Origin of the sequence: Micromonospora sp. DT227 (genome assembly GCF_049841835.1) — a bacterium.
GTDB lineage: Bacteria > Actinomycetota > Actinomycetes > Mycobacteriales > Micromonosporaceae > Micromonospora.
In genome coordinates, this window is record NZ_JBNCLA010000001.1 from 1,285,707 (window position 1) to 1,309,570 (window position 23,864).

28 protein-coding genes, 1 tRNA gene and 1 pseudogene are annotated in these 23,864 nt (G+C 74.1%); 21 read left to right on the top strand and 9 right to left on the bottom strand.

The window, feature by feature from the left end; genetic code table 11:
* The first annotated feature begins 77 nt into the window (after positions 1-77).
* From ACLQ2W_RS06720 to ACLQ2W_RS06765, 10 genes are all read left to right on the top strand, one after another.
* Positions 78-569 carry a hypothetical protein gene (locus ACLQ2W_RS06720; RefSeq protein WP_405092299.1) on the top strand — a complete coding sequence of 164 codons (492 nt, stop codon included), beginning with the start codon at positions 78-80 and terminating at the stop codon, positions 567-569.
* A 35-nt stretch (positions 570-604) separates the two neighbouring features.
* Entirely contained in the window at positions 605-1,231 is a 627-nt protein-coding gene (locus tag ACLQ2W_RS06725; protein WP_425785659.1) for a TrmH family RNA methyltransferase, read from the top strand.
* Between the two features lie 89 nt (positions 1,232-1,320).
* Positions 1,321-2,019, top strand: coding sequence for a DUF6758 family protein (locus ACLQ2W_RS06730; RefSeq protein WP_425785660.1), 699 nt, complete (start codon positions 1,321-1,323; stop codon positions 2,017-2,019).
* Positions 2,020-2,137: 118 nt separating this feature from the next.
* On the top strand, positions 2,138-2,296 hold the full coding sequence (locus ACLQ2W_RS06735) for a hypothetical protein (RefSeq protein WP_013283898.1): 159 nt from the start codon (positions 2,138-2,140) through the stop codon (positions 2,294-2,296).
* 6 nt (positions 2,297-2,302) lie between these two features.
* Positions 2,303-3,175 (top strand): PH domain-containing protein, encoded by an 873-nt coding sequence (locus ACLQ2W_RS06740; protein WP_405092302.1) that lies wholly within the window; start codon positions 2,303-2,305, stop codon positions 3,173-3,175.
* A 103-nt stretch (positions 3,176-3,278) separates the two neighbouring features.
* Complete coding sequence (locus ACLQ2W_RS06745; protein WP_425785661.1) at positions 3,279-4,106, top strand: SigE family RNA polymerase sigma factor; 828 nt, start codon at positions 3,279-3,281, stop codon at positions 4,104-4,106.
* Entirely contained in the window at positions 4,103-5,383 is a 1,281-nt protein-coding gene (locus ACLQ2W_RS06750; RefSeq protein WP_425785662.1) for a hypothetical protein, read from the top strand. The genes ACLQ2W_RS06745 and ACLQ2W_RS06750 overlap by 4 nt, the downstream gene beginning before the upstream one ends.
* A gap of 10 nt (positions 5,384-5,393) precedes the next feature.
* Positions 5,394-6,260, top strand: coding sequence for a PHP domain-containing protein (locus ACLQ2W_RS06755; protein ID WP_425785663.1), 867 nt, complete (start codon positions 5,394-5,396; stop codon positions 6,258-6,260).
* Positions 6,261-6,291: 31 nt separating this feature from the next.
* Positions 6,292-6,906, top strand: a complete 615-nt coding sequence (locus ACLQ2W_RS06760; RefSeq protein ID WP_343443615.1) for a MarC family protein — start codon at positions 6,292-6,294, stop codon at positions 6,904-6,906.
* A 42-nt stretch (positions 6,907-6,948) separates the two neighbouring features.
* Positions 6,949-7,902 (top strand): RecB family exonuclease, encoded by a 954-nt coding sequence (locus ACLQ2W_RS06765; RefSeq protein ID WP_425785664.1) that lies wholly within the window; start codon positions 6,949-6,951, stop codon positions 7,900-7,902.
* A 98-nt stretch (positions 7,903-8,000) separates the two neighbouring features.
* Here ACLQ2W_RS06765 and ACLQ2W_RS06770 read toward each other — a convergent pair whose 3' ends face one another.
* Together ACLQ2W_RS06770 and ACLQ2W_RS06775 are read right to left on the bottom strand one after the other, a co-directional pair.
* Complete coding sequence (locus ACLQ2W_RS06770; RefSeq protein WP_425785665.1) at positions 8,001-8,852, bottom strand: oxygenase MpaB family protein; 852 nt, start codon at positions 8,850-8,852, stop codon at positions 8,001-8,003.
* Positions 8,853-8,897: 45 nt separating this feature from the next.
* Complete coding sequence (locus ACLQ2W_RS06775) at positions 8,898-9,326, bottom strand: Fur family transcriptional regulator (protein ID WP_281943076.1); 429 nt, start codon at positions 9,324-9,326, stop codon at positions 8,898-8,900.
* A gap of 166 nt (positions 9,327-9,492) precedes the next feature.
* On the opposite strand from ACLQ2W_RS06775, the gene ACLQ2W_RS06780 reads away from it, so the two are divergent.
* Positions 9,493-9,975: a DUF2231 domain-containing protein gene (locus ACLQ2W_RS06780; RefSeq protein WP_425785666.1), complete on the top strand. Its 483-nt coding sequence runs from the start codon at positions 9,493-9,495 to the stop codon at positions 9,973-9,975.
* Between the two features lie 1,450 nt (positions 9,976-11,425).
* Entirely contained in the window at positions 11,426-11,602 is a 177-nt protein-coding gene (locus ACLQ2W_RS06785) for a hypothetical protein (RefSeq protein WP_425785667.1), read from the top strand.
* Positions 11,603-11,641: 39 nt separating this feature from the next.
* Here ACLQ2W_RS06785 and ACLQ2W_RS06790 read toward each other — a convergent pair whose 3' ends face one another.
* Positions 11,642-12,169, bottom strand: a complete 528-nt coding sequence (locus tag ACLQ2W_RS06790; protein WP_425785668.1) for a flagellar biosynthesis protein FlgA — start codon at positions 12,167-12,169, stop codon at positions 11,642-11,644.
* Between the two features lie 208 nt (positions 12,170-12,377).
* Here ACLQ2W_RS06790 and ACLQ2W_RS06795 point away from each other — a divergent pair, with 208 nt between their 5' ends.
* The gene (locus ACLQ2W_RS06795; protein ID WP_425786044.1) at positions 12,378-12,611 is read left to right on the top strand and encodes a hypothetical protein; all 234 of its coding nucleotides are present in this window, start codon (positions 12,378-12,380) and stop codon (positions 12,609-12,611) included.
* Between the two features lie 14 nt (positions 12,612-12,625).
* Here ACLQ2W_RS06795 and ACLQ2W_RS06800 read toward each other — a convergent pair.
* Positions 12,626-12,874, bottom strand: a pseudogene (locus ACLQ2W_RS06800) (FmdB family zinc ribbon protein); the annotation flags it as partial.
* The gene (locus ACLQ2W_RS06805) at positions 12,831-13,478 is read right to left on the bottom strand and encodes a 5-formyltetrahydrofolate cyclo-ligase (RefSeq protein WP_405092312.1); all 648 of its coding nucleotides are present in this window, start codon (positions 13,476-13,478) and stop codon (positions 12,831-12,833) included. The pseudogene ACLQ2W_RS06800 and the gene ACLQ2W_RS06805, both read right to left, overlap by 44 nt.
* A gap of 86 nt (positions 13,479-13,564) precedes the next feature.
* Here ACLQ2W_RS06805 and ACLQ2W_RS06810 point away from each other — a divergent pair, with 86 nt between their 5' ends.
* From ACLQ2W_RS06810 to ACLQ2W_RS06835, 6 genes are all read left to right on the top strand, one after another.
* Positions 13,565-15,751: a diguanylate cyclase gene (locus tag ACLQ2W_RS06810; protein WP_425785669.1), complete on the top strand. Its 2,187-nt coding sequence runs from the start codon at positions 13,565-13,567 to the stop codon at positions 15,749-15,751.
* Between the two features lie 9 nt (positions 15,752-15,760).
* Positions 15,761-16,750 carry a UTP--glucose-1-phosphate uridylyltransferase gene (locus tag ACLQ2W_RS06815; RefSeq protein WP_425785670.1) on the top strand — a complete coding sequence of 330 codons (990 nt, stop codon included), beginning with the start codon at positions 15,761-15,763 and terminating at the stop codon, positions 16,748-16,750.
* On the top strand, positions 16,747-18,060 hold the full coding sequence (gene glp, locus ACLQ2W_RS06820) for a molybdopterin molybdotransferase MoeA (protein ID WP_107157119.1): 1,314 nt from the start codon (positions 16,747-16,749) through the stop codon (positions 18,058-18,060). Before ACLQ2W_RS06815 ends, glp begins: the two co-directional genes overlap by 4 nt.
* On the top strand, positions 18,057-18,698 hold the full coding sequence (locus ACLQ2W_RS06825) for a GNAT family N-acetyltransferase (protein ID WP_425785671.1): 642 nt from the start codon (positions 18,057-18,059) through the stop codon (positions 18,696-18,698). The genes glp and ACLQ2W_RS06825 overlap by 4 nt, the downstream gene beginning before the upstream one ends.
* Before the next feature lie 178 nt (positions 18,699-18,876).
* Positions 18,877-19,659 (top strand): hypothetical protein, encoded by a 783-nt coding sequence (locus tag ACLQ2W_RS06830; RefSeq protein ID WP_425785672.1) that lies wholly within the window; start codon positions 18,877-18,879, stop codon positions 19,657-19,659.
* A gap of 182 nt (positions 19,660-19,841) precedes the next feature.
* Positions 19,842-19,915, top strand: a tRNA-Ala gene (locus tag ACLQ2W_RS06835).
* A gap of 87 nt (positions 19,916-20,002) precedes the next feature.
* On the opposite strand, the gene ACLQ2W_RS06840 is transcribed toward ACLQ2W_RS06835, so the two are convergent.
* Positions 20,003-20,698 carry a proteasome protein gene (locus tag ACLQ2W_RS06840; RefSeq protein ID WP_107157124.1) on the bottom strand — a complete coding sequence of 232 codons (696 nt, stop codon included), beginning with the start codon at positions 20,696-20,698 and terminating at the stop codon, positions 20,003-20,005.
* Positions 20,699-21,068: 370 nt separating this feature from the next.
* Positions 21,069-22,007, bottom strand: coding sequence for an AraC family transcriptional regulator (locus ACLQ2W_RS06845; protein ID WP_425785673.1), 939 nt, complete (start codon positions 22,005-22,007; stop codon positions 21,069-21,071).
* A gap of 99 nt (positions 22,008-22,106) precedes the next feature.
* On the opposite strand from ACLQ2W_RS06845, the gene ACLQ2W_RS06850 reads away from it, so the two are divergent.
* Entirely contained in the window at positions 22,107-23,021 is a 915-nt protein-coding gene (locus ACLQ2W_RS06850) for an NADP-dependent oxidoreductase (RefSeq protein WP_425785674.1), read from the top strand.
* Between the two features lie 11 nt (positions 23,022-23,032).
* Complete coding sequence (locus ACLQ2W_RS06855) at positions 23,033-23,443, top strand: DUF6069 family protein (protein ID WP_425785675.1); 411 nt, start codon at positions 23,033-23,035, stop codon at positions 23,441-23,443.
* 27 nt (positions 23,444-23,470) lie between these two features.
* Here the strand turns inward: ACLQ2W_RS06855 and ACLQ2W_RS06860 are convergent, their stop codons facing one another.
* The gene (locus ACLQ2W_RS06860) at positions 23,471-23,638 is read right to left on the bottom strand and encodes a hypothetical protein (protein WP_425786045.1); all 168 of its coding nucleotides are present in this window, start codon (positions 23,636-23,638) and stop codon (positions 23,471-23,473) included.
* Between the two features lie 8 nt (positions 23,639-23,646).
* Positions 23,647-23,814 (bottom strand): hypothetical protein, encoded by a 168-nt coding sequence (locus ACLQ2W_RS06865; RefSeq protein WP_425786046.1) that lies wholly within the window; start codon positions 23,812-23,814, stop codon positions 23,647-23,649.
* Between the last annotated feature and the right edge of the window lie 50 nt (positions 23,815-23,864).

The window sequence follows — 23,864 nt, forward strand, 5'->3', positions numbered from 1 at the left end:
GACCGGGTCCCGGTCCCGTTCCCCGGGGACGGGACCCGGACCGGCCTCCGGGGCATATGCTCTGGCTGGAGGTCCCCATGAGCCACTCCGTCGCCGGAGAGCCGCCCTCTGCCGGTCGCCGCGCCGCACCGCTCACCACCGCCGCCTACTCCGCGGCGGAGTGGGACCTGCTGACCGACCTGCCCGGCCGGGTCCTCGTCGCCGCCGCGTCGCCCGGCCCGGGCCGCCCGCCACGGGGAATCGCCGCCGGGCTGGCCGGTCTGGACGCGGTGGCCGCCGGCCGCGCCTTCGACAGTGATCTGATCCGCGCGGTGGTCACCGCCATCTACGCGCGCCACGACGGGGCCGCCGTCCGGGCCGAGCGCCTCACCGACCTGGTCGACCTGCTCGCCGCCGCCCGGGCCGCGGTGCGCGTGCTGCGCCGCCGGGCCGACCCGGCCGACTCCGCCGCGTACCGGCAGTGGGTGGAGTCGGTGGCCGCCCGGGTGTGCCGGGCCGGCGGGACGTCGCCCAGCCCCGCCGACCGGCGGTTCCTGGACCGGTTGGCCGGCGCGCTCGACCTGCGCTGACGGCGCGCGCCGCCGGGTGCGTACCCTCGGCAACCGTGACCGACGACCAGCTCGACGTGGGGGTGGGGCCGTGGACCGGTGACCCGCCGGACGACCCGCGACTCGACCCGGAGCTGCTCGCCGCCGGCGACCGGCGCAACGTGGTGGACCGCTACCGCTACTGGCGGCGCGAGGCCGTGGTGGCCGACCTGGACCGGCGGCGGCACGACTTCCACGTGGCGATCGAGAACTGGCAGCACGACTTCAACATCGGCACCGTGGTCCGCAACGCCAACGCGTTCCTCGCCGCCGAGGTGCACATCGTCGGGCACCGGCGGTGGAACCGTCGGGGCGCCATGGTGACCGATCGCTACCAGCACGTCCGGCACCACCCGACGATCGAGGGGTTCGTCGCGTGGGCGGCCGGGGAGCGGCTGCCGGTGGTCGGCATCGACAACCTGCCCGGCTCCCGGCCGCTGGAGACCGCCGTCCTGCCCCGCCGCTGCGTGCTGCTCTTCGGTCAGGAGGGACCGGGGCTGTCGCCGGTGGCCCGGACGGCCTGCGACGCGCTGTTCTCGATCGCCCAGTACGGCTCCACCCGCTCGATCAACGCGGGGGTGGCCAGCGGCATCGCCATGCACGCCTGGGTCCGGTCGTACGCCGGCCCGCCGCCGCCCGGCTGACGGATCGCGGGTGTGTCGCCGGGCGAAAATCCCACGTTCGTCGGCCCGCCCCGCTTGACGGCCCGCCGCCCCGGCGGGACGGTGAAGGCGTGACTGTCGCGGTGAGTTGTCCGAGATGTGCGGGCCCGGTACGCGAGCCGGACCTGATGCACGGCGAGTACCGGTGCCTGCGCTGCGGCCCGGTCCCGCCCCTGCACGTGCCGGAGCATATCGGCGCCGAGATCATGGCGAGCGTGGTCGAGCGGGTGGCCGCCGACGGCGACACGCCCGACCGGCCCGGCGTGCCGCTCTGGTGCCCGTGGCCGCTCCCACCGGGTTGGACGCTGACCGGCGTGGCCTGGGTGGGCGACGACCGGGCCGGCATCCGGGCCACGGTGGTCGCCTGCGCCGGCCCGGCGCCGCTCGACGGTGGACCGGCCGACCTCATCTTCGTCGCCGAGGAGCCCGGTGTGGGCCTGGGATCCCGCTTCGCGGGACTGCCCGGCCCCGATCCCGGCCCCCAGGTCGAGGAGGCGCTGACCGATCCCGGCCCTGGTCACCCGGAGCGTGTGCCGCACGCGAAGATCCGGGTGGCCGGCCATCCGACTCCACTGTGGCTCGTCCGGTCCGAAACGGATCGAAGCGCGTACGCCGGAGAGGCTCGGGGAATGTGGCTCCATGCGATAGCCTGGCCGGCGAGCGCGGGTCACCTCCTCGCGGAAGAAGTCGTCCTGTGCGACCTCACCGAGTGGACACCGCCCGAGCTCGTGTACGGCGCACCGTCCCCGTACCTGCACGGGCAGGCCTGACCGGCCGGCACCGGCGAGTCGGGGAACGGACGCAGATATTCACGGTAAGACACCATGCTGATACTCTGGGTGCCGCTGCGGTACTTGGACCCGGCTCCGCGCGAGAGGATGGCCCGCTATGGTCAAGAAGGTCCTCACCTGGGCCGGCATCGCATTCTTGATCTTCTTCGTCGCCTACCGACCCAACTCGGCGGCCGACGTGTTCAAGTCTCTCGGTGGCGGCATCATGGACATCGCGCAGGGCTTCGGTGATTTCTTCACCAACCTGGTCGCCTAGCCGGCCATGGGAAGCCCTTCCGGTCCCCCCTTCGACCCGGACGATCCCGACCGGGCACGCCGGGAGCGCGACACCGAGCCGATCCCCCGGATCGACCCGGACGACGGTCCCGGCTACGGCGCCGGTCCCGGCTACGGGGCCGGCCCCTCCCTCTCGGACGGCGCCGCGTTCGGCGACGGACCGGGTTTCGCCGGTGAGGGTCGCTCCGGTCGCGCCTGGGCGCGTGACCCGGAGGGCTATCCGGAGCAGCCGATCTCCGAGGAGGAGCTGGCCGGTCTCCGGGTCGACGCCTCCGGCATGGCCCCGCGCCGGGTGCTGCCCCTGGAGGACGAGCCCAGCTCGCTGGTCGCGCGCTACCTCTTCCCCACCGAGCGCTACCGGGGCGAGTGGAAGCGGCACTGGATCCACCTCAGCACACCGATCATCGTCGGCATCGCGGCCACGTTCGTGCTCGGCTACCTCTCCGGCTTCCTCGCCGGGCGGGACGTCGGCGCGCTGACCACCATCGCGGTGCTGCTCTGGTTCGCGGTGATGGGCTGGGTCGCCTGGCGGGTCGCCGACTGGTGGTACGACCGCTTCATCCTGACCAACAAGCGGGTGATGGTGGTCAACGGCATCATCACCCGCCGGGTCGCGATGATGCCGCTGGTCCGGGTCACCGACATGAAGTACGAACAGACCCCGACCGGCCGGGCCCTCAACTACGGCACGTTCGTGCTGGAGTCGGCGGGTCAGGAGCAGGCGCTCCGCGAGGTCAAGAACCTGCCCAACCCGAACGAGCTCTACCTGCGCGTGGTGGAGGAGATGTACGAGCCGCAGGCCGTCGAGGCGCGGTTGGGCAAGGAGGCCGACGAGGCCAAGGCCGACGACGGCGCCTGAAACTTTTCGTCCGAACATCTCAAGGACTGCGCACCTTTCGCCGTCGACCCGACCTGCTCGGTCGTGGGAGCCTGCCAGGCAGGACGGGGGCGCGGAGGTGGGCGTGGCGAGCAGGGATCCGCTGGAGGAGGAGTTCCGCGAGTTCGTCGCGGCCCGGTCCGGCGCCCTGCTGCGTACCGCCTATCTGCTGGCCGGTGACTGGGCGACCGCCGAGGACCTGCTCCAGACCGCGCTGACCAAGACCTACCTGGCCTGGAAGCGGCTCGGCGGGATCGACGCCATCGAGCCGTACGCCCGCCGGGTCCTGGTCAACACGTCGACCAGTTGGTGGCGTCGCCGCTGGCACGGGGAACGGCCGACCGAGGTGCTGCCCGAGCGGGCCGGCGTCGACGAGATCGAACACCAACTCGACCGGGATGCGCTCTGGCGGCACCTCCAGGCGTTGCCCGCCCGCCAGCGGGCCGTGTTGGTGCTCCGCTTCTACGAGGACATGTCGGAGGCGCAGACGGCCGCCCTGCTGGAGATCTCCCCGGGCACGGTCAAGAGTCAGACCTCCCGGGCGTTGAACACGCTGCGCCGCCGCCTCGGCTCGGAGGCCGCCCTGGGCCTGCCGGGCGAGCCGGCCCCGGCACCCGCCCCGGCCCCCACGACACCCCGCGTCCTACCGGCCCCGGCCGGTCCGCGGGTCGGGCGCGCGCCGGCGGCCCGGCAGCCCGTCGTGCCGCCGACGTCCCGCCTTCCGGCCGGGTCGGCCCGGCAGCCGGCCGCCTCCCGACCCGCTCGCCGTCCGGCCGGGTCCGCGCCGTCATCCGTCGAGACGTCGACGCCGCGACTTCCGGCCGGGTCCACGCGGGAACCCGCCGCGCCGACGGCGGCGACCGCGCCGGCCCCGGTCCGCCCCGCCACTCCGATCCCGGCGGAGACCCGATGAGCGGCGTCCGGCCCTCCGGTGACAACCGAACCAGCAGCCCGGAGCGTCCACTCCCCGTGGGCGAGGCCGAGCTGGAACGGGCGCTGCGGGAGACGTTCTCCCGCCGGGTCGACACGCCCGCGCCGCGCCGCGCCGACCCGGCGGGGGAGGTGCTGCGCCGGGCCCGCCGCGCCGGGCGCCGCCGGACGCTCACCGGCCTGGCCCTGGCCGGCGCGGCGACGGTGCTGGTCACCACCGGCATGGTGCAGCTCAGCGGGCCGGACGGGCGCGGCGGCACGCCGACCGTGGTGCTCGGCGACCCGCCCGGGCTCTCCCTCTCCCCGCTGCCCAGCGAGCCGACGCCGGTGTACCGGCCGGGCCCGGTCCGCGCCGAACTCGACCTGCTCGTCGGTGGCCAGCTCGACACCAGCGGCGGCCAGCGCCGGGAGCTGACCGGCGTGGACGGAGTCGAACGGGCGCAGCGGATCCACGACGGGGAGGGCTGGCTGCTCACCTCGGCCGCCACCGCCGCCGGCCGTACCCTCTGGTGGGTGTCGGCCGACGGGGGCACGCCGCAGGTGATGCTCGCCGCCGCGGACGCGGTCGCGGTCTCCGCGGACGGCCGGCAGGTGGCCTGGCGGGACGGCCCGGACGTGGTCGCCGCCAGCGTGGTCGCCGGCCAGCTCATCGCGCCCAGCCGGGTGAGCGCGCCGACCGGCGTCGTGCCGGTCGGCTTCACCGGCGACGACGTGCTGATCGCCCAGCCCGGCCAGGGTGGCATGAGCGTCTGGCGGCGGGCGATGGGCGGCGTGCCGGGCACCGTGAACCCGAACGTCCGCGTCGTCTACGGCACCCGTCCGGACGGCCGGCTCGTCGCCCTGGTCACCACCGGGCCGGCGCAGCGGCCCTGCGTGGCACTGCTCGACCCGGCCCGCGGTCTCACCCCGACCCGGACCGGCTGCGTCGCCGAGCTGACCGCCGACGGGCTCGGCGCCGTCTCGCCGGACGGGCGGTGGCTGCTGGCGAACGGCACCGGGCGTACCGCCCTGCTGATCGACCTGGCCGACCCGGCCGCCGCGCCGGCGACCCACCCGGCCGGCCCGAAGCTGGTCGGCCCGGTGGCCTGGACCCGGGCCGGTGTCGCGTTGCACGTGGACGCCGCCGGCGGGCTGGTCCGGGTCCGGCCGGAACGGGTGCTGGCCGGCGAACGCCCGACCCCGTCCACGATCGACGGGATGGCGCCCGGGCAACGGCCGGTGGTGGTGGCCGACACCCCCGCGCTGCCCGACGGGGCGTAGCGTCGGGCCGGTGAGCGTTCCCGCCCGCATCGACCTGCACACCCACTCCACCGCCAGCGACGGCACGCTCGGCCCGGCCGAACTCGTCCGGGCCGCCGCCGACGCCGGGCTCGACGTGGTGGCCCTGACCGACCACGACACCACGGCCGGCTGGGCGGCGGCCGTCGCCGCCCTGCCGGCCGGCCTCACCCTGGTCCGCGGTGCGGAACTCTCCTGCCGCTGGTCCGGCACCGAGCCGGCGCTCCCGCTGCACCTGCTCGCGTACCTCTTCGACCCGGCCGAGCCGGAGCTGGCCGCCGAACTGGCCCGGGTCCGGCGGGCCCGCGAGGAACGCGGCGAGCGGATCGTCCGGCTGCTCCAGGCCGACGGCATCCCGGTGAGCTGGTCGGAGATCCTGGCCGGGGCGGCCGGCGGAACGGTCGGCCGACCGCACATCGCACAGGCGCTGATCCGGGCCGGCCTGGTCGCCACCACCACCGAGGCGTTCGGCAGGGACTGGCTGGGGGAGCGGTACCGCCTGCCCAAGGACGACATCGACGTGTTCCGGGCGGTCGCGCTGGTCCGGGCCGCCGGCGGGGTGCCCGTCTTCGCCCACCCGAGGGCCAGTCGGCGCGGCCGGATCGTGCCCGACGAGCTGATCGCGGCGTTGGCGGCGGCCGGACTGGCCGGCCTGGAGGCCGACCACGAGGACCACAGCCCGGCCGAACGGGAGCACGTCCGCCGGCTCGCCGCCGAGCTGGGGCTGCTGGTCACCGGCGCGTCGGACTTCCACGGCACGCACAAGACGGTCCGGCTCGGCGCGTACACCACCGCCCCCGAGGCGTACGAGCGGATCGTCGCGCTGGCCCGGGGGGTGACCCCGGTCGCTTCAGGCTGAAGCGTTCCGGCGGCACGGCTACCGTGTCCGCGTGGATCTCAAGCTCTTCGGCGAGGTCTTCGTGACCCTGCTGGTGATCGTCGACCCGCCCGGAATGATGCCCATCTTCCTCGCGCTCACCGGGCCGCTGCCCGCCCGCGACCGGAACCGGGCCGCCTGGCAGGCCGTGGCGCTGGCGCTCGGGGTCATCGTGATCTTCGCGGTGGCGGGGCAGACGATCCTGGCCTACCTGCACGTCGACCTGCCCGCGTTGCAGGCCGCCGGCGGGCTGCTGCTGATACTCGTCGCGTTGGAGCTGCTGACCGGCAAGGCGGACGACCCGAGCCAGCAGGTCACCTCCAACATCGCGCTGGTGCCGTTGGGCACCCCGCTGCTGGCCGGGCCGGGCGCGATCGTGGCCACCATGCTGTTCGTGCAGCAGGCCGGCGGCGTCACCGACTACGTCGCCATCGCGCTGGCCATCGTCGCGGTGATGGTCGCGGTCTGGGTGGTGCTGCGCTTCTCCGGCGGGATCGTCAAGGTGCTCCGTCCGGGCGGCATCGAGGTGCTCACCCGGATCGCCGGCCTGCTGCTGGCCGCCATCGCGGTGCAGCTCATCGCGGACGCGATCGCCGCGTTCGTGACCGAATACGTCAACAACGCCTGAGCCTGTCGTCCGCTGTCGGACCCGGGTGGCAGGATCGCAGGCGTGCGACGACCCCCATCGACCGGCCGCCCCGCGTCGAGCAGCCGACCCGCCGGCGGCCGGGCGCCCCGGCCCCGCGCCGAGCAGGCCGAGCAGCTCGGCTTCGAGGGCATGCCGGAACGGCTCTTCGTCTGCACACCCAGCAAACTCGGCGCCTACGCCGACTGCCCCCGGCGCTACCGCTACGCGTACGTGGACCGGCCCGCCCCGCCGAAGGGGCCGCCGTGGGCGCACAACTCGCTCGGCGCCAGCGTCCACACCGCGCTCAAGAACTGGTATGCGTTGGCCCCCGACCGCCGCCACCCCGAGGTGCTCGGCACGCTGCTCAAGGGCACCTGGGTGCGCGAGGGCTACCGTGACGACGAGCAGGAGCGCGACGCGTTCCGGCGGGCGCTGACCTGGCTGGAGTCCTACGTGGCGGGCCTCGACCCGGCCGACGAGCCGGTCGGGGTGGAGCGGGTGGTGGCGGTGAAGACCGCGGTGCTCGCCTTCAACGGCCGCACCGACCGGATCGACTCCCGCCCCGGCCCCGACGGGCGACCCGAGCTGGTCATCGTCGACTACAAGACCGGCCGCACCGGGCTCGACGCCGACGACGCGCGCGGCTCGCAGGCGCTCGCGCTCTACGCGTACGCGGCCGAGCGGGTGTTCCGGCGGCCGTGCCGCCGGGTCGAGCTGCACCACCTGCCCACCGGCACGGTCGCCGCGCACGAGCACACCCCGGAGTCGCTGCACCGGCAGCTCACCCGCGCGGAGGACACCGCCCGCGACATCATGGCCGCCGAGCGGGCGGTCGCCGACGGGGCCGACCCCGACGAGGCGTTCCCCACCGAGGCGGGGCCGCGCTGCGGCTGGTGCGACTACCGGCGCACCTGCCCCACCGGCGCGCAGGTCCCCGGCAAGGAGCCGTGGTCCGCCGTCGACCGCCCCGCGCAGCCCACCGCCGACGCCGGCTGAAACCGGCACCCGCTGCCGCAGCCCTCATCGGCACCCGCGCTGTCGCCGCTGCCGGCCGCCGCAGCCGCCGACTCAGGCCGCCGACTCAGGCCGCCGACTCAGGCCGCCGCGAGGCGGGCGGCGCGTTCCTTGGCGGCCTGCTGCAACGGACCCTCCCGATAGCGCCGCGGCACCGCCGCCAGCGCCAGCCGCAACGCCCGCACACCCACCTCCGCCGACAGTGCGGTGGTGGGCAGGCCCAGCCCGCCGTAGAGCCGCAGCGCCCAGGGCGGTAGCAGACCCAACGCGGTGCCGGCCACCCCGAGGTACGCCCAGCGCGGCGGGCCGAGGTTCAGGCCGAGCCGCGCCGGCAGGCTGAGCTTCCAGGGGATCGGCGGAGCGGTCAGGAACAGCGCGGTCTCGGCCGCCTCGCGGGTCATCCGCAGCTCCGGGCGTACGTCCCGGTAGTAGGCCTCGATCTCGGCGGCGGTGCCCGGCACCCCGGCCGGGTCCAGGCCGACCAGGGCCGCAGCCCGGCGCTGCTCGGTGTAGTAGCCGTCCACCTCGTCGTCGGTCAGCGCGAGCCCGGCCCGGCGGGCGGTGCTCACGAACGACTCGACCTCGGTGACGTGCACCCACAGCAGCAGGTCCGGCTCGTCGACGCGGAACTCCTCGCCGGTGACCGGGTCGGTGGCGCGCATCCGGGCGTGCAGTGTCCGCAGTCGCCGGCCGGCCGCCTCCGCCTCGGCGGTGGTGCCGTAGATCGTCGTCGTCACGTAGGTCGAGGTCCGGACCAGCCGGCCCCACGCGTCGGCGCGGTAGTTGCTGTTCTGCGCGACGCCCGCCATCGCGCGTGGGTGCAACGCCTGCAGGTAGAGCGAGCGCAGGCCGGCGACGATCAGGATCGGTTCCTCGTGCACCTTCCACGTGACCGATCCCGGACCGAACAGGCCGAGGTCGTCGGTGTCCACCGATCAAGAGTGCCACGCCGGTCGGACCGGTCCGGCCGGGCTGGCTCAGTCGTCGGCGGAACGACGGGACTGGCAGGCCGGGCAGAGACCCCAGAACGTCACTTCCGCCTCGTCGAGCTGGAAGCCGTGGGCCTCGTTCGGGTCCAGGCAGGGAGCGCTGCCGACCGCGCAGTCGACATCGGCGATCACGCCGCAGCCACGGCACACCACGTGGTGGTGGTTGTCGCCCACGCGGGCCTCGTACCGGGCGGGACTGCCGGCCGGTTCGATCCGCCGGGACAGGCCGGCGCGGGAGAGCGCGCCCAGCACGTCGTAGACCGCCTGGGTGGAGACCGAGTCGAGCCGTTCGCGGACCCGCCGGGTGATCTCGTCGACCTCCAGGTGACCGCCGTCGGCGAGCACGGCCAGCACGGCCAGCCGCGGCCGGGTGACCCGCAGCCCTCGCGATCGGAGCAGTTCCTCACCCGTGGCCATGCGCTCATGACAGCACGGAGCCGGCCGGGCCGACAAGTGAGCGTTCCACCACGCCGGTCCCGGCCGTCGCGTGAACCGGCGCGGCGACCCGTGCGTGTGAGCAGGTGTGCGGCGGCACCGCGTCGTACGCTGACCGCGCGAATCCGTCCACTCGCCGGAGGTGTCGGTGTTCAGGGAAATCAACGGCCTCCCGGGCCACGTTCTGGTCATCCACGCCGTGGTGGTGCTGGTGCCGCTGCTGGCCGTGCTCACCGTCGCGTACGGCGTGCTGCCCCGCTGGCGGCCCCGACTGGACTGGGCGGTGGCGGCGCTGGCCGTGGTCACCCCGATCGTGGCCTGGGTGGCGACCGAGTCGGGCGAGGAGTTGGAGGAGGCGCTGCGGTCGCGGGGCTACCCGCCCGAGGGCCTTCAGAAGATCCACGAGCATGCCGAGTACGGCGAGACGCTGCTCTGGTTCACGCTCGGCCTGGCCGTGGTGGCGCTCCTGCTGCTGCTGTCCACCGCGGGCCTCGCCCGGGCCCGGAACCTGCCCCGCTGGCTGCCGCTGGCGCTCACCGCCGTGGCCGCCGTGCTCGCCGTGTTCGCGCTGGTCTACGTCTACCTGACCGGTGACAGCGGCGCCAAGATGGTGTGGGACGGCATCGTCTGACCGCTACGGGCTGCACCTTGCCGCCAGTTACCGTGCGTGACTTCCGGCGAAGGAACTATCAAGTGTGAAGCGATATACCTCAGAGTCATAAATATGACTCTGAGGTATATCGCTTCACGCACTTCAGTGTCGCCGGCCCCGACACGCCGGAACACGGCAGCCGGCGCTTCAGCGTTGAACGACCTCGACACCGACACCGACACCGACACCGACGCTAGAACAGCAACCGCGAGCAGAGCAGGCACATCAGCAGCACCAGCACCACGCCGACGACCGCGCCGATGCCGTAGGTGAGCTGTTGGGCGCGCTGCTCCGAGCGGTCCATGGCAGCCATGTCCTGCGGCGGGAGCTGCCGGGGCGGTGGCGTCCGCACATGCACCGGCGGTCGCCAGCCGGGGGGCGGCGGCGTGCTCGGCGGCGGCCCGGCGTACCCGGCGGTTGCCGGCCCGCCGACGTTGGGCGGCCCGCCGAGGTACCCGCCGGTTGCCGGCCCACCCGCATACCCGCCGGTTGCCGGCTCGACGGCGGTCCCGGGCGTGCCGGGCCACTCGCCGCCGGTCGCGGTCCAGCCACCGGTCGGTGCGGCCGGGTCCGGCCTGGCCCACGGGCTTTCCGCCGCACCCGCGCGCGACCACGGGCTGGCGGCCCCCTCGACCACGCCGGCCCCACCGGCTGAGGGCTCGGTCCCGTGCGTCCCGACGGTGTGCGGCCCGGCGGCCTGCGATTCGGTCCCGTGCGATTCGGCCGTGTGCGGTTCGGCGGTGTGCGATTCGGCCGTATGCGGTCCGGTGCGTGGCTCGGCCCTGCCGGCCTCGGTGGCGGAGCGTCCGATCGGGTCCGTCCCGGTGGCGGAGTGCTCGACCGGGTCCGTCCCGGCGGTGGAGCGCTCGACCGGGTCCGTCCCGGTGGCGGACCACGTGGCCGTGCCGGCCGCGATCGTGGGCTGTTCGGTCGATCCAGTGTCCGGACCGTCGCCGGTGCCGGTTGTCGGGCGGTCGATGGCAGCGGTGCCGGGTGGAAGGTCCGCGTCCGTTCTCCCGGGGTGATCGGCATCGGTCAGGTCGGCAGCGGCCGGGTCGGCGTCGACGGTGGGATCTGCCTCTGAGGGCGTTTCGGGGCTCACCCCGGCTGGCGGATGGTCAGCGGGCTGGTCGTCGGGCGGTGTCCCGTCCGGGGCGGCCGGCTGCTCGGGGCGTCGCCAGGTCTCGTCGTCGGTGCTGCCACCACTCGGCGTCGTCACGCCGACCGACGCTACCAACGCCGCGGCCGACCGGCCGCCCGACGCGGCGAAGCCCGACCCACCCACGCCGCACCCCACACACCCCGTCCAGCCCGCTGATTCACGGAAAGCGTGGCTATCGGGCGCGTAATGACCCCTCTTTCCGTAAATTTGCGGGCGGGGTCACCGAGGGGCGGGGTGGCCCGCCCGGCGGCGGTATCGTTGCTGCTCGTGACCGAACCCGGCATCCGCGTCCCGCGCGGCGACGACGACCGCGTGGTCGACCTCAGCGACGATCTCGTGGTGCTGCCCGAGCAGACCACCGACGACACCGACCACGGCTGGGGCGAGCGGCCCGGCGGCGGCGACGACTGGCTGCTCGCCGAGCGTCCTCCGCACTGGGGCTGACCCCTGCCGGGCGGCGCGGGCTGGTCCGGGCGGCGGTGGTCAGCTGCGGACCACCACGGCGAAGCGGCTGCCCTCGGGCAGTCCGACCGCGCGCCGGGCCTGCTCGGGCGGCAGAGCCAGGTAGAGCGCGGACGAGCCGTCGACCGCCCCGCCGGCCCCCACCACGTCGAGCACCAGCGCGCGCGGGGCGAGCAGCGTGGGGTCCGGTGAGCCGCCGGCGGGCACCACCAGCAGGTCGACCCGGGCGCCAGGACGCAGCACCGCGAGCGCGGCCGGTTCGGCCAGCCGGATCGGCACGCCTACCGACCCGTCGGGTAGCGGCGGCGGGCCGGCGGACGGTACGTCGGCGGACGCCGTGACGCCGGTGCCCGCGGACGACCCGGGCGGAGCCGACCCGGACGGAGCCGACCCGGGCGGCGGTGGCCCCGGCGGACAGCCGGCCGGCGTTCGGAGCACCGCCGCGGCCAGCCCCAGCAGCACCGCGATCAGCGTCACCCGCACCAGCGTGCGGCGTCGGGGCAGCCCGCGCCAACGCACCGGCCGTAACGTCGCCTCCCGACCCGTCACCGCTGCCTCCCGCCCGCCGGCCGACCGTTCCGCCAGCAGGCTAGGCGCGCCCGGTACCGCCGCGTCGCCCCGTCGACCACGCCTGTGGACAACCCGGGCCGCCCTGTGGACAACCGGCGACGGCGGGCACGGAAGTGGCCGCCCCCGGGACGGGGACGGCCACGTCGGGTCAGCGCGCGATCAGGAGGAGCTGGAGGCCGCCGGCGCCTTGCTGGCCGAGCCGGAGCCTGAGCCGGACGAGCCCGACCCGGAAGGGCCGGAGCCCGACCCGGAAGAGCCGGACCCCGAGCCGGACGAGCCGGAGCCCGACCCGGAGGACGAGCCCGAGCCCGAGGACGAACCGGACGAGGAGGATTCGGACGAGGACGAGTCGGACTTCCCCGGCTTGCTCGTGGGGCTCGACGCGCTGTCGGAACCGGACGAACGGGAATCCGTCCGGTAGAAGCCGGAGCCCTTGAACACGATGCCGACCGAGTTGAAGAGCTTGCGCAGCCGCCCCTCACACGCCGGGCACTCGGTCAGCGGCTCGTCCGAGAAGGACTGCACCGCCTCGAGCTGGTGGCCGCACGCGGTGCAGGCGTACTGGTACGTGGGCACGTTCTCCTCCGGATCTCTGGCACGGCCGGTCTGGCACTCGTGGTCTTCGAGTGCCAATGGTGCGTCATCGCACCCGGATTCGTCCAGCGGAAGCGCCCGGTCCCACATCCGGCACCGCCACCAGCCCGTCCCCGGGCGTGATCACGCAGTGCACCGGCCGGTCGTGCGGATCGGCGGGCACGGCCGTGACCAGCTCCCCGTCGTGCAGCAGCGCCACCGTCGGCACGGTGGCGGGCACCCGGGCCAGCGCGCGGTCGTACGAGCCGCCGCCCCGGCCCAGCCGGACGCCCCGGCGGTCCACCGCCAACGCGGGCACCACCACCAGGTCCGCGCCGGCCACGGCGGTCCGGCCCCACGGCGGCCCGGTCGGCTCACGCAGCCCTCGACCGGCGGCGCGCAGCGACTCCCGCCCGGTGTAGGCGGCCCAGTCCAGGTCCAGGTCGTCCCGGAGCACCGGCAGCAACAGCTCCGCCCCGGGCGGCAGCGCGGCCCGTAGCACCTCCGGCAGGTCGTCCCCGCCGGGCTCGGAGGCGACCGGCACGTACGCGGTCATCCGGGCCGGGCGCAGCCGGCGTACCAGGGCGGTCAGCTCGGCCTGGACGGACGCCGCCGCCTCGGCGCGGCGCGGCGCGGACAGCGACCGGCGGGCGGCGAGCAGCGCGACGCGCAGTTCCCGCTTCGCCTCGTGCACCTCATCCGAAAAATCCGGCACGCAACACTCCTGACGCAACGCTTGCCTACCGGTCGCTCTGTGTCAGCATCGCACCAAAGGGCGCGGAACTTCCGGGGGGAAGGCTTTTGACGCTACGCGGGCGGTTGACGGTGGCCTTCCTCGTGGTGGTCCTCGGCCCCGTCCTGCTCGGCGCGTTCTTCGTCGGCGCCACCCTCAGCGCGGTCGACCGCAGCCGCGCCACCGAGCGCCTGGGCCTGGCCGCGGCCGGTGTGCGTACCTCGGTCGACGCGCTCTGCCAGCAACTGCGCGCGGCGGCCGACGCGGTCGCGCTGGTGGCCGACCCGGTCGCTCGGTCGCGCGCCGCCGACCAGGTGGTCGGCCGGGGGCTGGCCACCGCCGTCGTGATCGCCGACGCCGCCGGCCGGACCACCTACGCCAGCGCCGGTGGGCCGGCCGGCCCGTGGCAGGACTGCGCCGGCGCGCCGGCCGGCCGGGTAGGGGCGCTCGCCGTCCAGGTCCGGCTCCGCGACCCGGCCGGCGCCGACCTGGGCGCGGTCGTCGCCGCGCAGCCCGTCGACCCGGCCTTCGTGGCGCGGCTCGCGGCCGTGACCGGCGTCGACGTCACCCTCCTCGACGGCCCCGGGCGGATCACCCACACGACCGAGGACCCGGGGGTACGCGCAGCGGTGCTGGCCGCCGCCGGCCAGGCGGTCGGGGACCGGGTGGCCGGGACCGGCGACGGGCGGTACGTGCGCCGGGTCGGGCCGTCCCCGGGGCAGCCGCTGCCGTTGGTGCTCTCGGTGCCGGCCCGGCGTCCACCCGTTCTGTTCGGCGCGCTGGCCGGGGCGGTGGCGCTGGCCGCGCTGCTGGCCGTGCTGGCCGCCTGGCGACTGGCCCGGGTGACGACCCGGCCCCTGGTCGAGCTGGCCGGCGCGGTGGACCGGGTGGCGCACGGTGACCTGACCGCGCGGGTGCCGGTCCGTAGCCGCGACGAGATCGGGCGGCTGGCCGCCGCGTTCAACCGGATGATGCGCGAGACCGGCAGCTACGTGGCGGCGCTGACCAGCAGCCGGGACCAGCTCCGCAACCACCTCGTCGTGCTCGGCGACACGCTGGCCAGCACGCACGACCTGCAACGCATCCTGCGGGTGATCCTGGACAGCGCGATCGCCGGGACCGGCGCGCGGGCCGGCGCGGTGCTGCTGCTCGACGGTCACGGCGTGCTGGTCGGCCAGTGCGTCGAAGGGCTGGCCGGGCGTTGGCCGACCGACGACCCGGCGGACCCGGCGACGCTGCGGGTGCCGGTCGGCACCGGCGTGGTCGGCGCGGTGGCCGCCACCGGCGAGCCGGTGCGGGGCCGCTGGACCGCGTCGGACCCGCCGACCGGGGAGCCGACCTGCGAGACGTACGTGGCGGTGCCGTTCGCCGCCCCCGACCCGCGCGGCCCGGAACGTCCCGGGCATCCGCCGCTGGACGGCGACCCGGCCGCGCCGCCCAGCGCGGCGCTCGGCGTGCTGGCCCTCTACGACCGGCTCGGCGGGCACGAGTTCGACGACGACGACCTGGTCACGCTGCGGACCTTCGCCGGGCACGCGGCGGTGGCGGTGGAGAACGTCCGGGTGCACGAGGAGGCGCAGCGGCTCTCCCTCACCGATCCGCTGACCGGGCTGTGGAACTACCGCTACCTGCGCGAGTCGATCCGGCGGGAGGTGGAACGGGCGAACCGGTTCGGCCGCATGCTCAGCGTGCTCGCGCTCGACCTGGACCGGTTCAAGCACGTCAACGACACCTGGGGGCACGCCGCCGGGGACGCCGTGCTGGTCGAGTTCGCCCGCCGGGTACGCGGCGTGATCCGCGAGGTGGACCTGGCGTTCCGGCAGGGCGGCGAGGAGTTCGTGGTGCTGCTGCCGGAGACCGACGCCCGGGGCGCCACGATCGTCGCCGAGCGGCTCGGGGCGGTGGTGCGGGACCAGCCGGTGCCGGTCGACGGGCACGGCGACGAGCCGCTGCGGGTGCCGGTGACGGTCTCCATCGGCATCGCCGTCTACCCGGACCACGCCGCCGGCGGCCAGCAGGTGCTCGACGCGGCCGACGACGCGCTGTACGCGGCCAAGGCGGCCGGGCGGGACGGCTACCGGATGGCCCCCGTGGCCGTCGGAGATCCGGCTCGCACCCAGGAGATTCCGGTGGCGGCCGCCACCGTCAGTCCGCCCGACGGGCTGCCCCGGGCCGGCGCGGCGGACCCGGCGGGCGCCGCGCAGGGCGGCGCGTCTTCCGGTCCTCACCCGCCGCGGCAGAGCCGTGGCCGATAGTCTCGCGGCATGTCGGAGCACTCAGCGAACCCCTCAGCGGCCCCCGGTCGCTCCCGTGCGGTCAAGGCCGTCATCCCGGCCGCCGGCCTGGCCACCCGGTTCCTGCCGGCCACCAAGGCGGTCCCGAAGGAGCTGTTGCCGGTCGTCGACCGGCCGGTTCTGCAGTACATCGTCGAGGAGGCCACCCAGGCCGGCATCACCGACGTGCTGCTGATCACCGGGCGGGGCAAGACCTCGATGGTCGACCACTTCGACCGGCGACCCGACCTGGAGGAACGGCTCGCCAAGAAGCCGGAGCTGCTGGCCGCCGTCAAGCGCACCGAGGAACTGGCCGCCGTCTACACGGTCCGCCAGCCGGAGCAGCTCGGCCTGGGCCACGCCGTCGGGTTCGCCGAGTCGCACGTCGGTGAGGCCGCCTTCGCGGTGCTGCTCGGCGACGAGTTCGTCAAGCCCTCCGAGCCGCTGCTGCCGGCCATGCTGGAACTCCAGGCCCGCACCGGCGGCGTGGTGCTCGCGTTCTTCGAGGTCGACCCGGCCGAGACCAGCCGTTACGGCATCGCCTCGGTCGAGCCGGCCGAATCGGAGTACGCCGACATCGCCGAGGTCGTCAGGGTCACCGGCATGGTGGAGAAGCCCAGCCCGGAGGACGCGCCCAGCAACCTGGCCGTCCTCGGCCGGTACGTGCTGCCGGGGCGGATCTTCGACGCGATCCGGCGGACGAAGCCGGGCAGCGGCGGCGAGATCCAACTGACCGACGCGATGGAATTGCTGCGCACCGAAGGGGTGCCGGTGCACGCCATCGTCTACCGGGGCACCCGCTACGACACCGGCATGCCGCTCGGCTACCTCCAGACCGTGGTGCAGATCGCCGCCGAGCGGGAGGACATCGGCACCGAGTTCCGCAAGTGGCTCGCGGAGTTCGTCAACAACGGCGACGAGACCGTCACCGACGCGGTCCTGGGCGGGCTGCGCAACGCGTCCGGCGGTGCCGATACATGACCGCGACGGCCGACGCCGAGGCGGCCGCGAACGAGTTGACGCCGCTCGCCGACTACCTGGGCAGCGTGCTGCGCAGGTTACGCGCGCTGCCTCCGCTCGACCTCGACCTGACCCAGGCGTACGGCAACGTGCTCGCCGAGGACGTGGTCGCCCCGCACTCGTTCCCCGCCTTCGACCAGGCGGCGGTGGACGGGTACGCCGCGCGCTGGGAGGACATCTCCGGAGGGAGCCGGGGGCCGGGCTACGTCCCGGCCCCCTCCGGTATCCGCGGCGGGCGCAGCATCCGGCTCAACGTGGTCGGTGACCTGGGCGCGGCGAGCTGGCGGCCGGTCCGGCTCACCCCCGGCGCCTGCTTCTCGGTGGCGGCCGGCGCGCCGCTGCCGGTGGGCGCCGACGTGGTGGTGCCGGTGGAGTGGACCGACCAGGGCATGGCCGCCGTGGAGATCTTCCGCGCGCCCAAGCGCGGGTACGGCCTGCGCCGCGCCGGTGAGGAACTCGTCGCCGGCACGCTGCTCGCCCGCGCCGGCGCGTACGTCTCACCGGCCCTGGTCGCGGTGTTCGCCGCCACCGGCATCGGGCACGTGGTGGTGCGGCCCAGCCCCCGGGTGGTCATCGTGGCCACCGGCGACGAACTCGTCGACGTGGGACGGGGCAGCCAGCCCGGTCAGGTGGTGGACACCAACTCGCACGCGTTGACCGCGGCGGCGGCCGAGGCGGGCGGGCTCGCGTACCGGGTCGGGATCTGCGACGACGACCCGGAGGCGCTACGCGGCCTGCTGGAGGACCAGACGCTGCGGGCCGACCTGATCATCACCACCGGCGGCACCGGCACCGGGCCGGGCGACATGGTCCGCCGCATCCTGTCCCGCCGCGACGGCGGCCGGGCCGGGCCGGTGGCCTTCACAGAGGTGGCCCTCTATCCCGGCACGGCGCTCGGGTTCGGTACGGTCGGCGCCGAGGAGGTGCCGGTGGTGTGTCTTCCCGGTGAGCCCGGCGCGGCGCTGATCGGTTTCGAGGTGCTGGCCCGCCCGGCCATCCAACTGCTGGCCGGCGCCGAGCCGGTGTTCCGGCCCAGCGTGCGCGCGCACCTGCTGGAGACCGTCTCGTCGCCGGGCGGGCTGCGCGAGTTCCGCCCCGCGCACGTGGCCGAGCGGCGCGGTGGCGGCTACACCGTGCAGCCGCTGGCCGGTGGGCCGTACACGCTCTCCGGGCTGGCCGAGGCGAACGGCCTGCTGGTGCTCGGCGAGCGGGTCACCACCGCCGCCGCCGGCTCCACCGTGGACGTGTTGTTGCTGGACCGGCGCCGGTGAGGTTTCGGCGGGCGCCGGGGTGGCCGGCGGTGCTGGTGGACGGTCCGGTGGTGCTGCGGCCGTACCGGCGGTCCGACGCGGTGACCTGGTCGGCGATCCGGCGCGCGAACCGGGAGTGGCTGGCCCCGTGGGAGTCGCACGTGCCGGGCGGCTGGGACGCGACGAACTCGCCGGCCGCGTTCCGTCTGGTCCATGCCGACCAGCGGAGGTCGGCGCGGACCGGGGACGGCATGCCGTTCGCGGTCTGCCTGCGCGAGGACGGGCAGGAGCGGCTGGTCGGCCACCTCAACGTGGGCAGCATCGTGCGGCGGGCGTTCTGCTCCGGGTACGTGGGCTACTGGGTGGACTCGCGGGTCGCCGGGCGGGGTGTGATCCCGACCGCTGTCGCGCTCGCCGTGGACCACGCGTTCGGCCCCGGTGGCCTGCACCGGATCGAGGTGAACATCCGGCCGGAGAACGTCCCGTCCCGGCGGGTGGTGGAGAAGCTCGGCTTCCGCGAGGAGGCCTACCACGTGCGGTACATGCACATCGACGGCGCCTGGCGGGACCACATCGGATACGCGATGACCGGCGAGGAAGTGGCCGCCGAGGGCGGTCTGCTGGCGCGGTGGCACCGCGTACGTGACAGCCGGCGCTGAGCCGTTCCGGCCGTGACGCCCGGCGCGGCGCACGGTGAAGCGGGTTGGCGGCCCGTAACCTCAAGTAACTGCAAGCTGTGGCAAGCGCTGCTGGCCCGCACGATGTGCGCCGTTAACGAGAGTCGACGGAAGAAGTTGCGGCCGTGTGGCGCTCGCCCCGAACTTGGTGACGGGAGGGGTGAGGGTGCCGACGTCGGTGCTCCTCGCCGTCCTCGCCGCCGCCGGTCTGCTCGCCCTCGCTCCGGCGCTGGTCCGCCGGTACGACGCCACCGAGCGGCTGGTGGCGGAGCGGGCGCAGTCGACGGCGCGGGTGCTTCAGCGCCAGCGTCGTCGACGCACCGTGCCCGGACGCGCGCCGGTACATCCGCCCCGCGCCCTCGTCGTCACCTTGAGTGAGAACTCCGACACGGGCGGTCTGGCCCGTCCGGTCTCCGCGCCCCCCGTCCGGCGGCGCTCCGGCCGGCTCCGGCCCGTCTCGGCGGTCCCCGCGCAGTCCCGCCGACGGCACCCGACCCGCCGACGGCACACCCCGGCCGTCTACCGCCGACGCCGGGTGCTCGCCGCGCTGCTGCTGCTCAACCTGGTCGAACTGGTCGGCGTGATGCTGGTCGGGCCCGGGTTCTGGATCAGCGTCTCGGTCACCGGTGCGCTGCTCGTCGCGTACGTCGTACACCTGCGGCAGCGGGCCCTCGCCGAACGCCGGCGGCGGCGCGCGGACGCCCGGGAAGCCGCCTGGCTGGCCGCCCGCCAGGCCGAGGTGCGCCGCGAGCAGGCCCGGCGCGCGGCGGCCCGGCGGGAGGCACAGCGCCGGCTGGCCGCCCAGCGGGAGGCGGTCCGGCGTACCGCGATGGGCCTGGACCGGCCGGCGGACCTGCCGCCGGCTGCGAGCGGCGGCTCGGTGTCCTACCGGCGGGCGGGCGGCCTGCGCGGTCGCCCGTACCAGTCCGGCCGGGGCGCCTGACCGCGCCTGTCCTTCCGCCGCCGGTTTGCGATCTTGGAAGATTCGGGCCCCGCTGAGGGCCGTTTCTTTCCAAGATCGTGCTGGGCGGCGGGGTGGTTCGCGTGGTGGGTGGGCAACCTGTTAGCCTTGTGCCGGCCCGCCCGGTGCAAGCCGGGTGGGACCGACGCTGGTTCGCCAGCGGAGGGGCTGTGGCGCAGACTGGTAGCGCACCTCGTTCGCATCGAGGGGGTCAGGGGTTCAAATCCCCTCAGCTCCACCCCAGTTCAAAGGCCGTTTCCGCTCGTCGGAGACGGCCTTTTCTGCCGTCTCCGACGAGCCGCTACGTCGCCGGTCGTCCGCGGCGTCAGTCGAACAGCCGGTCGAGCGTTTCCTGTTCGAGGTCGCGCCAGCGCTGACAGTCCTTCAGCGCCTTGGCGATCTCCTTCTCGTCGAGGTGGTGGGCACCCTCCTCGCGGATGCACGCCACGCTGAACGGCCCGCCGACCGACGGCGAGGTCCGCTCCAGCGCCTCCAGCACCCGTACCACGCCCACCACGCCGTACTCGACGGTGCGCGTGGTCATCCGGAAGTGGGACAGCAGTGCGCCGGCTTGCTGGGCCATGGGCGCTCCGGAGCCGATGGCGTGGAAGCCCACGTCCTCGTAGCGGCCGATGAGCCCGTTGGGGTTGATCTCCACGACCCACGGCCCGCCCTGGCTGTAGCCGGCCGCGAGCAGGTACGCCGACACCCCGCCGCCGCTGCCCTCGCCGGGTACGTCCGGGATGTAGTTCTCATAGTGCTTCTTGAACACGGGCAGGACGCGCTCCTGCAACTCGTCGCCGATGTCGGGTGCTTCGAGGATGGCGGTGGCCGAGTCCTGGAGGAGGGGGCGCAGGTCGTTGAGTACCCCCCGCGCGCCGCTGCCGCCCCAGGCGGCGCAGGATCCCAGCGGGTGCAGCTTCTGGGCGGGGAAGCTCAGACCGCGGTCGCTCTCGGTGATCTGGGAGTCCGCACCGATCACCACCCCGTCGCTGCAGACAACGGCGAGCACGACGGTCATAAGGGCCTCCTGAGCAGGGGTACGGGGTTGGGGCGCGAGGTACCCGGCATCCCGTCCGCCTACACCCCGGCGGGCGCTTCATACTGCCTTCTCTAGCGGTTGTCGTGGGTTGGGTCTTCTGGGTGCTCCGGCTGCGTTGCGGGCGTTCCTGGCCGCTGTTGCCGGTATCGGAGGCTACCGGGCCAGTCAGCTGTCGTGACGTGCGGCTTGGTTCGCCCGTTGTGCCGCGACGATGAGGAGGTTGGGCACGGAGGTAGGCGTCGATGCCCGCGCGGGAGCCTATGGTGGCTACCTGTGCGAGCCCGTCACTGCGGCACATCACCGGGTGCGGGCTCGATATGCGCGTTTCCGGCATGCCCGTGTTGTGGCATCAAGTGCGGCGGTATCTGCCGGGGGCGGCCCCGTACTGGCGTTTGAATGCGTTGGCGAAGGCGAACTCGGATGTATAGCCGACGCTGCCTGCTATGGCGCTCAGTGGCGCATCGGATTGGCGGAGAAGTCGGGCGGCGGTGGTCATCCGCCACCACGTCAGGTAGGTCAGTGGCGGCTGGCCGAGCAGAGTGGTGAACCGGCGGGCGAACGGCGCCCGGGACAGGCCCGCTTCGGCGGCGAGCGTCGCGACGGTCCACGGCCGCGCCGGGTCGCGGTGGATGGCCTGTAGTGCGGCCGTGGTGGCCGGATCGTTGAGTGCCGCTGCCCAGCCGGTGGTCGCGGTCCCGGGCGTGGGGTTCTGGTCGAGCCAGCTGCGCAGGATGTGCAGTAGCAGGGTGTCGAGCAGTGCAGGAATGATGGCGTCGGTACCGAGCCGGGGTCGTTCTAGTTCGGTGGCGAGCAGGTCCACGGTGGCGCGCAGTCCGGGGTGTCGCCCGAGGTGCGCGGGGAGATGGATGAGTTCGGGCAGGTCGTTGAGCAGCGGATGGGTGCGGGCCGGATCAAGTTCGTACGCACCACACAGGGTGACCGTGGCGGGGACCTTGGGGTCGGCGGGGGTGCCGACGAGGTCGGTGGCGTAGCGCTGGAGTGCCTGCGGGTCGTTCGGGTCGCAGGCGGGCGCGGCAGGTACCGTCGTTGGGCTGTCGGCCAGCGTGTGCCCACGCCCGTGCGGCCGGAACACGATGTCCCCTGCCGCAAGCGGCACTGGGCCGGTGTCCGAAGCGATGAGCCAGCACGGTCCCTGCAGGACTATCTGGAAGCCTGCGGAGCCGGGTACGGAGGCGAACTGCTGCGCCCACGGGGCCTGCCACGCCACCCGCGCGGAACGCGGCTGGCCGGCTCGCATGACCGTGATCACGTCGCTGAGTACGTCCACGCGGCCAGAGTATCGCGGTAGAGACGAACAAGTATGAATTGAGGACCACAAAGCATGGCTCGTCTTTGCGCGCCGCCATAGGTTCGAACGGTGAGAGCTATGCGAATTCACCAGTACGGTGACGCCTCGGTCATCCACGAGGAAGAGGTTCCACGCCCGGTGCCGGGCCGCGGTGACGTGCTGATCCACGTCGCCGCGACCTCGTTCAATCCGTCTGACATCGGGCTACGTCGCGGGCTGCTGCGCTCCGTGTTTGCTCTGGATCTGCCGTACACCCTCGGCGGGGACGTCGCCGGCACGATCGTCGAGGTCGGCGACGGCGTGCACACCCTGGCCGTCGGTGACCGGGTCATCGGCCGACTCGACACAGGCGGGGCCGCGGCCGAGTACGTCACCGCCGCGGCTGACACCGTTGTTGTGGCGCCTACCGCCGTTCCCCTCCCGCACGCCGCCGCCATCCCGGTCGCCGGTGTCACCGCCTGGCAGGCGGTGCTCGAGCATGCGGGCATCACGTCTGGGCAGCGGGTGCTGGTCAACGGCGCGGGCGGTGGCGTCGGCGGGTTCGCGGTCCAGCTTGCCAAGCACGCCGGAGCCCACGTCATCGCCACGGCCAGCCCGCGCAGTACCGACGTGGTTCGCCAACTCGGAGCCGACGAAATTGTCGACTACACGGCCACGCCCCTCGGTGACGCGTTCGACCGGCCGGTCGATGCGATCCTTAACTTGGTCGTGGTCAGTGCGCGGCACGCCGGGACGCTGATGTCGCTGGTGCGGCCAAGCGGCGTTGTTGTGTCCGCCACCGTTGCCCTGAAGGCACCCGCCGGGTCCCCTGTGACGGCGGTTCATTTTGTGGCCCGCAACGACACCAGCCACCTCGCTGCCTTGGTCAAGCTCGTCGACGCCGGCGCCGTTCGTGTCGATGTCGCCGCGTCGCGTCCGCTCGCCGATCTGGCCTCGGTGCACCGCGATGCCGAGTCCGGCCGCATCCGCGGCAAGACGATCCTTGTTCCGTGAGGGAGTTTCTGATGACCACCACGCCCGCCACCTCACCTACCGTACGGCTGCGCGTCGGCGCCCTCGCGGTCGGCGGTACCGTTCTCGCGACGGCGCTGCTGTGGACAGCGGCCCAGTTTCTGGGTATCGAGTTGCGCGTAGATCCGCGGAACGGCCGGCCGCCCGGGGTTATCAGCCTGCCGTTCGCTGCCACCCTGACCCTCGTCGTCTCCGCCGCCGGCTGGGGCGTTCGTGCGCTGTTGGATCGGTTGGTCCGCCGGGCATCACTTGTCTGGACCGTGCTGGCCATTCTGGTGCTGCTCGCATCTTTCCTGCCCCTGTTCGCCGTCGAGGCGACCGGCGCCACCAAGACGATCCTGGCGTTGATGCACGCCGCAGTGGCTGCCGTACTGATCCCGACCATCGGCCGCCGGAGTCCTTGATCACCGCTTAGCGGGTCAGGCACCAGTTCACTGATCAATGATGATTGCCACTATCGGCTCCCACCGGCGCGCGGCGAGCTCGATTTCCGACATCTGGCCCTTGAGGCCGAGCAGGATGCGGTCGTTGACGTTGGCCAGGTCGTATACGCCGTCGGTGTCGATCAGCAGCGTGTCGGTCAGCCGGGCCAGTTCCATCAGCCTGGTCAGGTCGGCGTTCGAGCGCCGAACCGGGAGACCTCCAGGCCGAACACCGCGCCGACCTCGCCCATACACATGCGGGCCACGATCTGCCGGTAGCCGTCGCGTTCGGCGCCGAACCGGCCGGACACGCCCAGGTCGGCATCGACCACGACGACCTGCTCGGCAGCCACCCGAACTCGGCGGCGGTGCCAACCAGGCCGTACTGCCGTTGAGTCGACTC

What these genes read in the sequence shown, in the direction of transcription:
- ACLQ2W_RS06720 (WP_405092299.1), top strand. Translation starts at nt 78, where the DNA reads ATGAGCCACTCCGTCGCCGGAGAGCCGCCCTCTGCCGGTCGCCGCGCC.
- ACLQ2W_RS06735 (WP_013283898.1), top strand. Translation starts at nt 2,138, where the DNA reads ATGGTCAAGAAGGTCCTCACCTGGGCCGGCATCGCATTCTTGATCTTC.
- ACLQ2W_RS06740 (WP_405092302.1), top strand. Translation starts at nt 2,303, where the DNA reads ATGGGAAGCCCTTCCGGTCCCCCCTTCGACCCGGACGATCCCGACCGG.
- ACLQ2W_RS06750 (WP_425785662.1), top strand. Translation starts at nt 4,103, where the DNA reads ATGAGCGGCGTCCGGCCCTCCGGTGACAACCGAACCAGCAGCCCGGAG.
- ACLQ2W_RS06775 (WP_281943076.1), bottom strand. Translation starts at nt 9,326, where the DNA reads ATGGCCACGGGTGAGGAACTGCTCCGATCGCGAGGGCTGCGGGTCACC.
- ACLQ2W_RS06815 (WP_425785670.1), top strand. Translation starts at nt 15,761, where the DNA reads ATGTCGGAGCACTCAGCGAACCCCTCAGCGGCCCCCGGTCGCTCCCGT.
- glp (WP_107157119.1), top strand. Translation starts at nt 16,747, where the DNA reads ATGACCGCGACGGCCGACGCCGAGGCGGCCGCGAACGAGTTGACGCCG.
- ACLQ2W_RS06840 (WP_107157124.1), bottom strand. Translation starts at nt 20,698, where the DNA reads ATGACCGTCGTGCTCGCCGTTGTCTGCAGCGACGGGGTGGTGATCGGT.
- ACLQ2W_RS06850 (WP_425785674.1), top strand. Translation starts at nt 22,107, where the DNA reads ATGCGAATTCACCAGTACGGTGACGCCTCGGTCATCCACGAGGAAGAG.
- ACLQ2W_RS06855 (WP_425785675.1), top strand. Translation starts at nt 23,033, where the DNA reads ATGACCACCACGCCCGCCACCTCACCTACCGTACGGCTGCGCGTCGGC.
- ACLQ2W_RS06860 (WP_425786045.1), bottom strand. Translation starts at nt 23,638, where the DNA reads ATGGAACTGGCCCGGCTGACCGACACGCTGCTGATCGACACCGACGGC.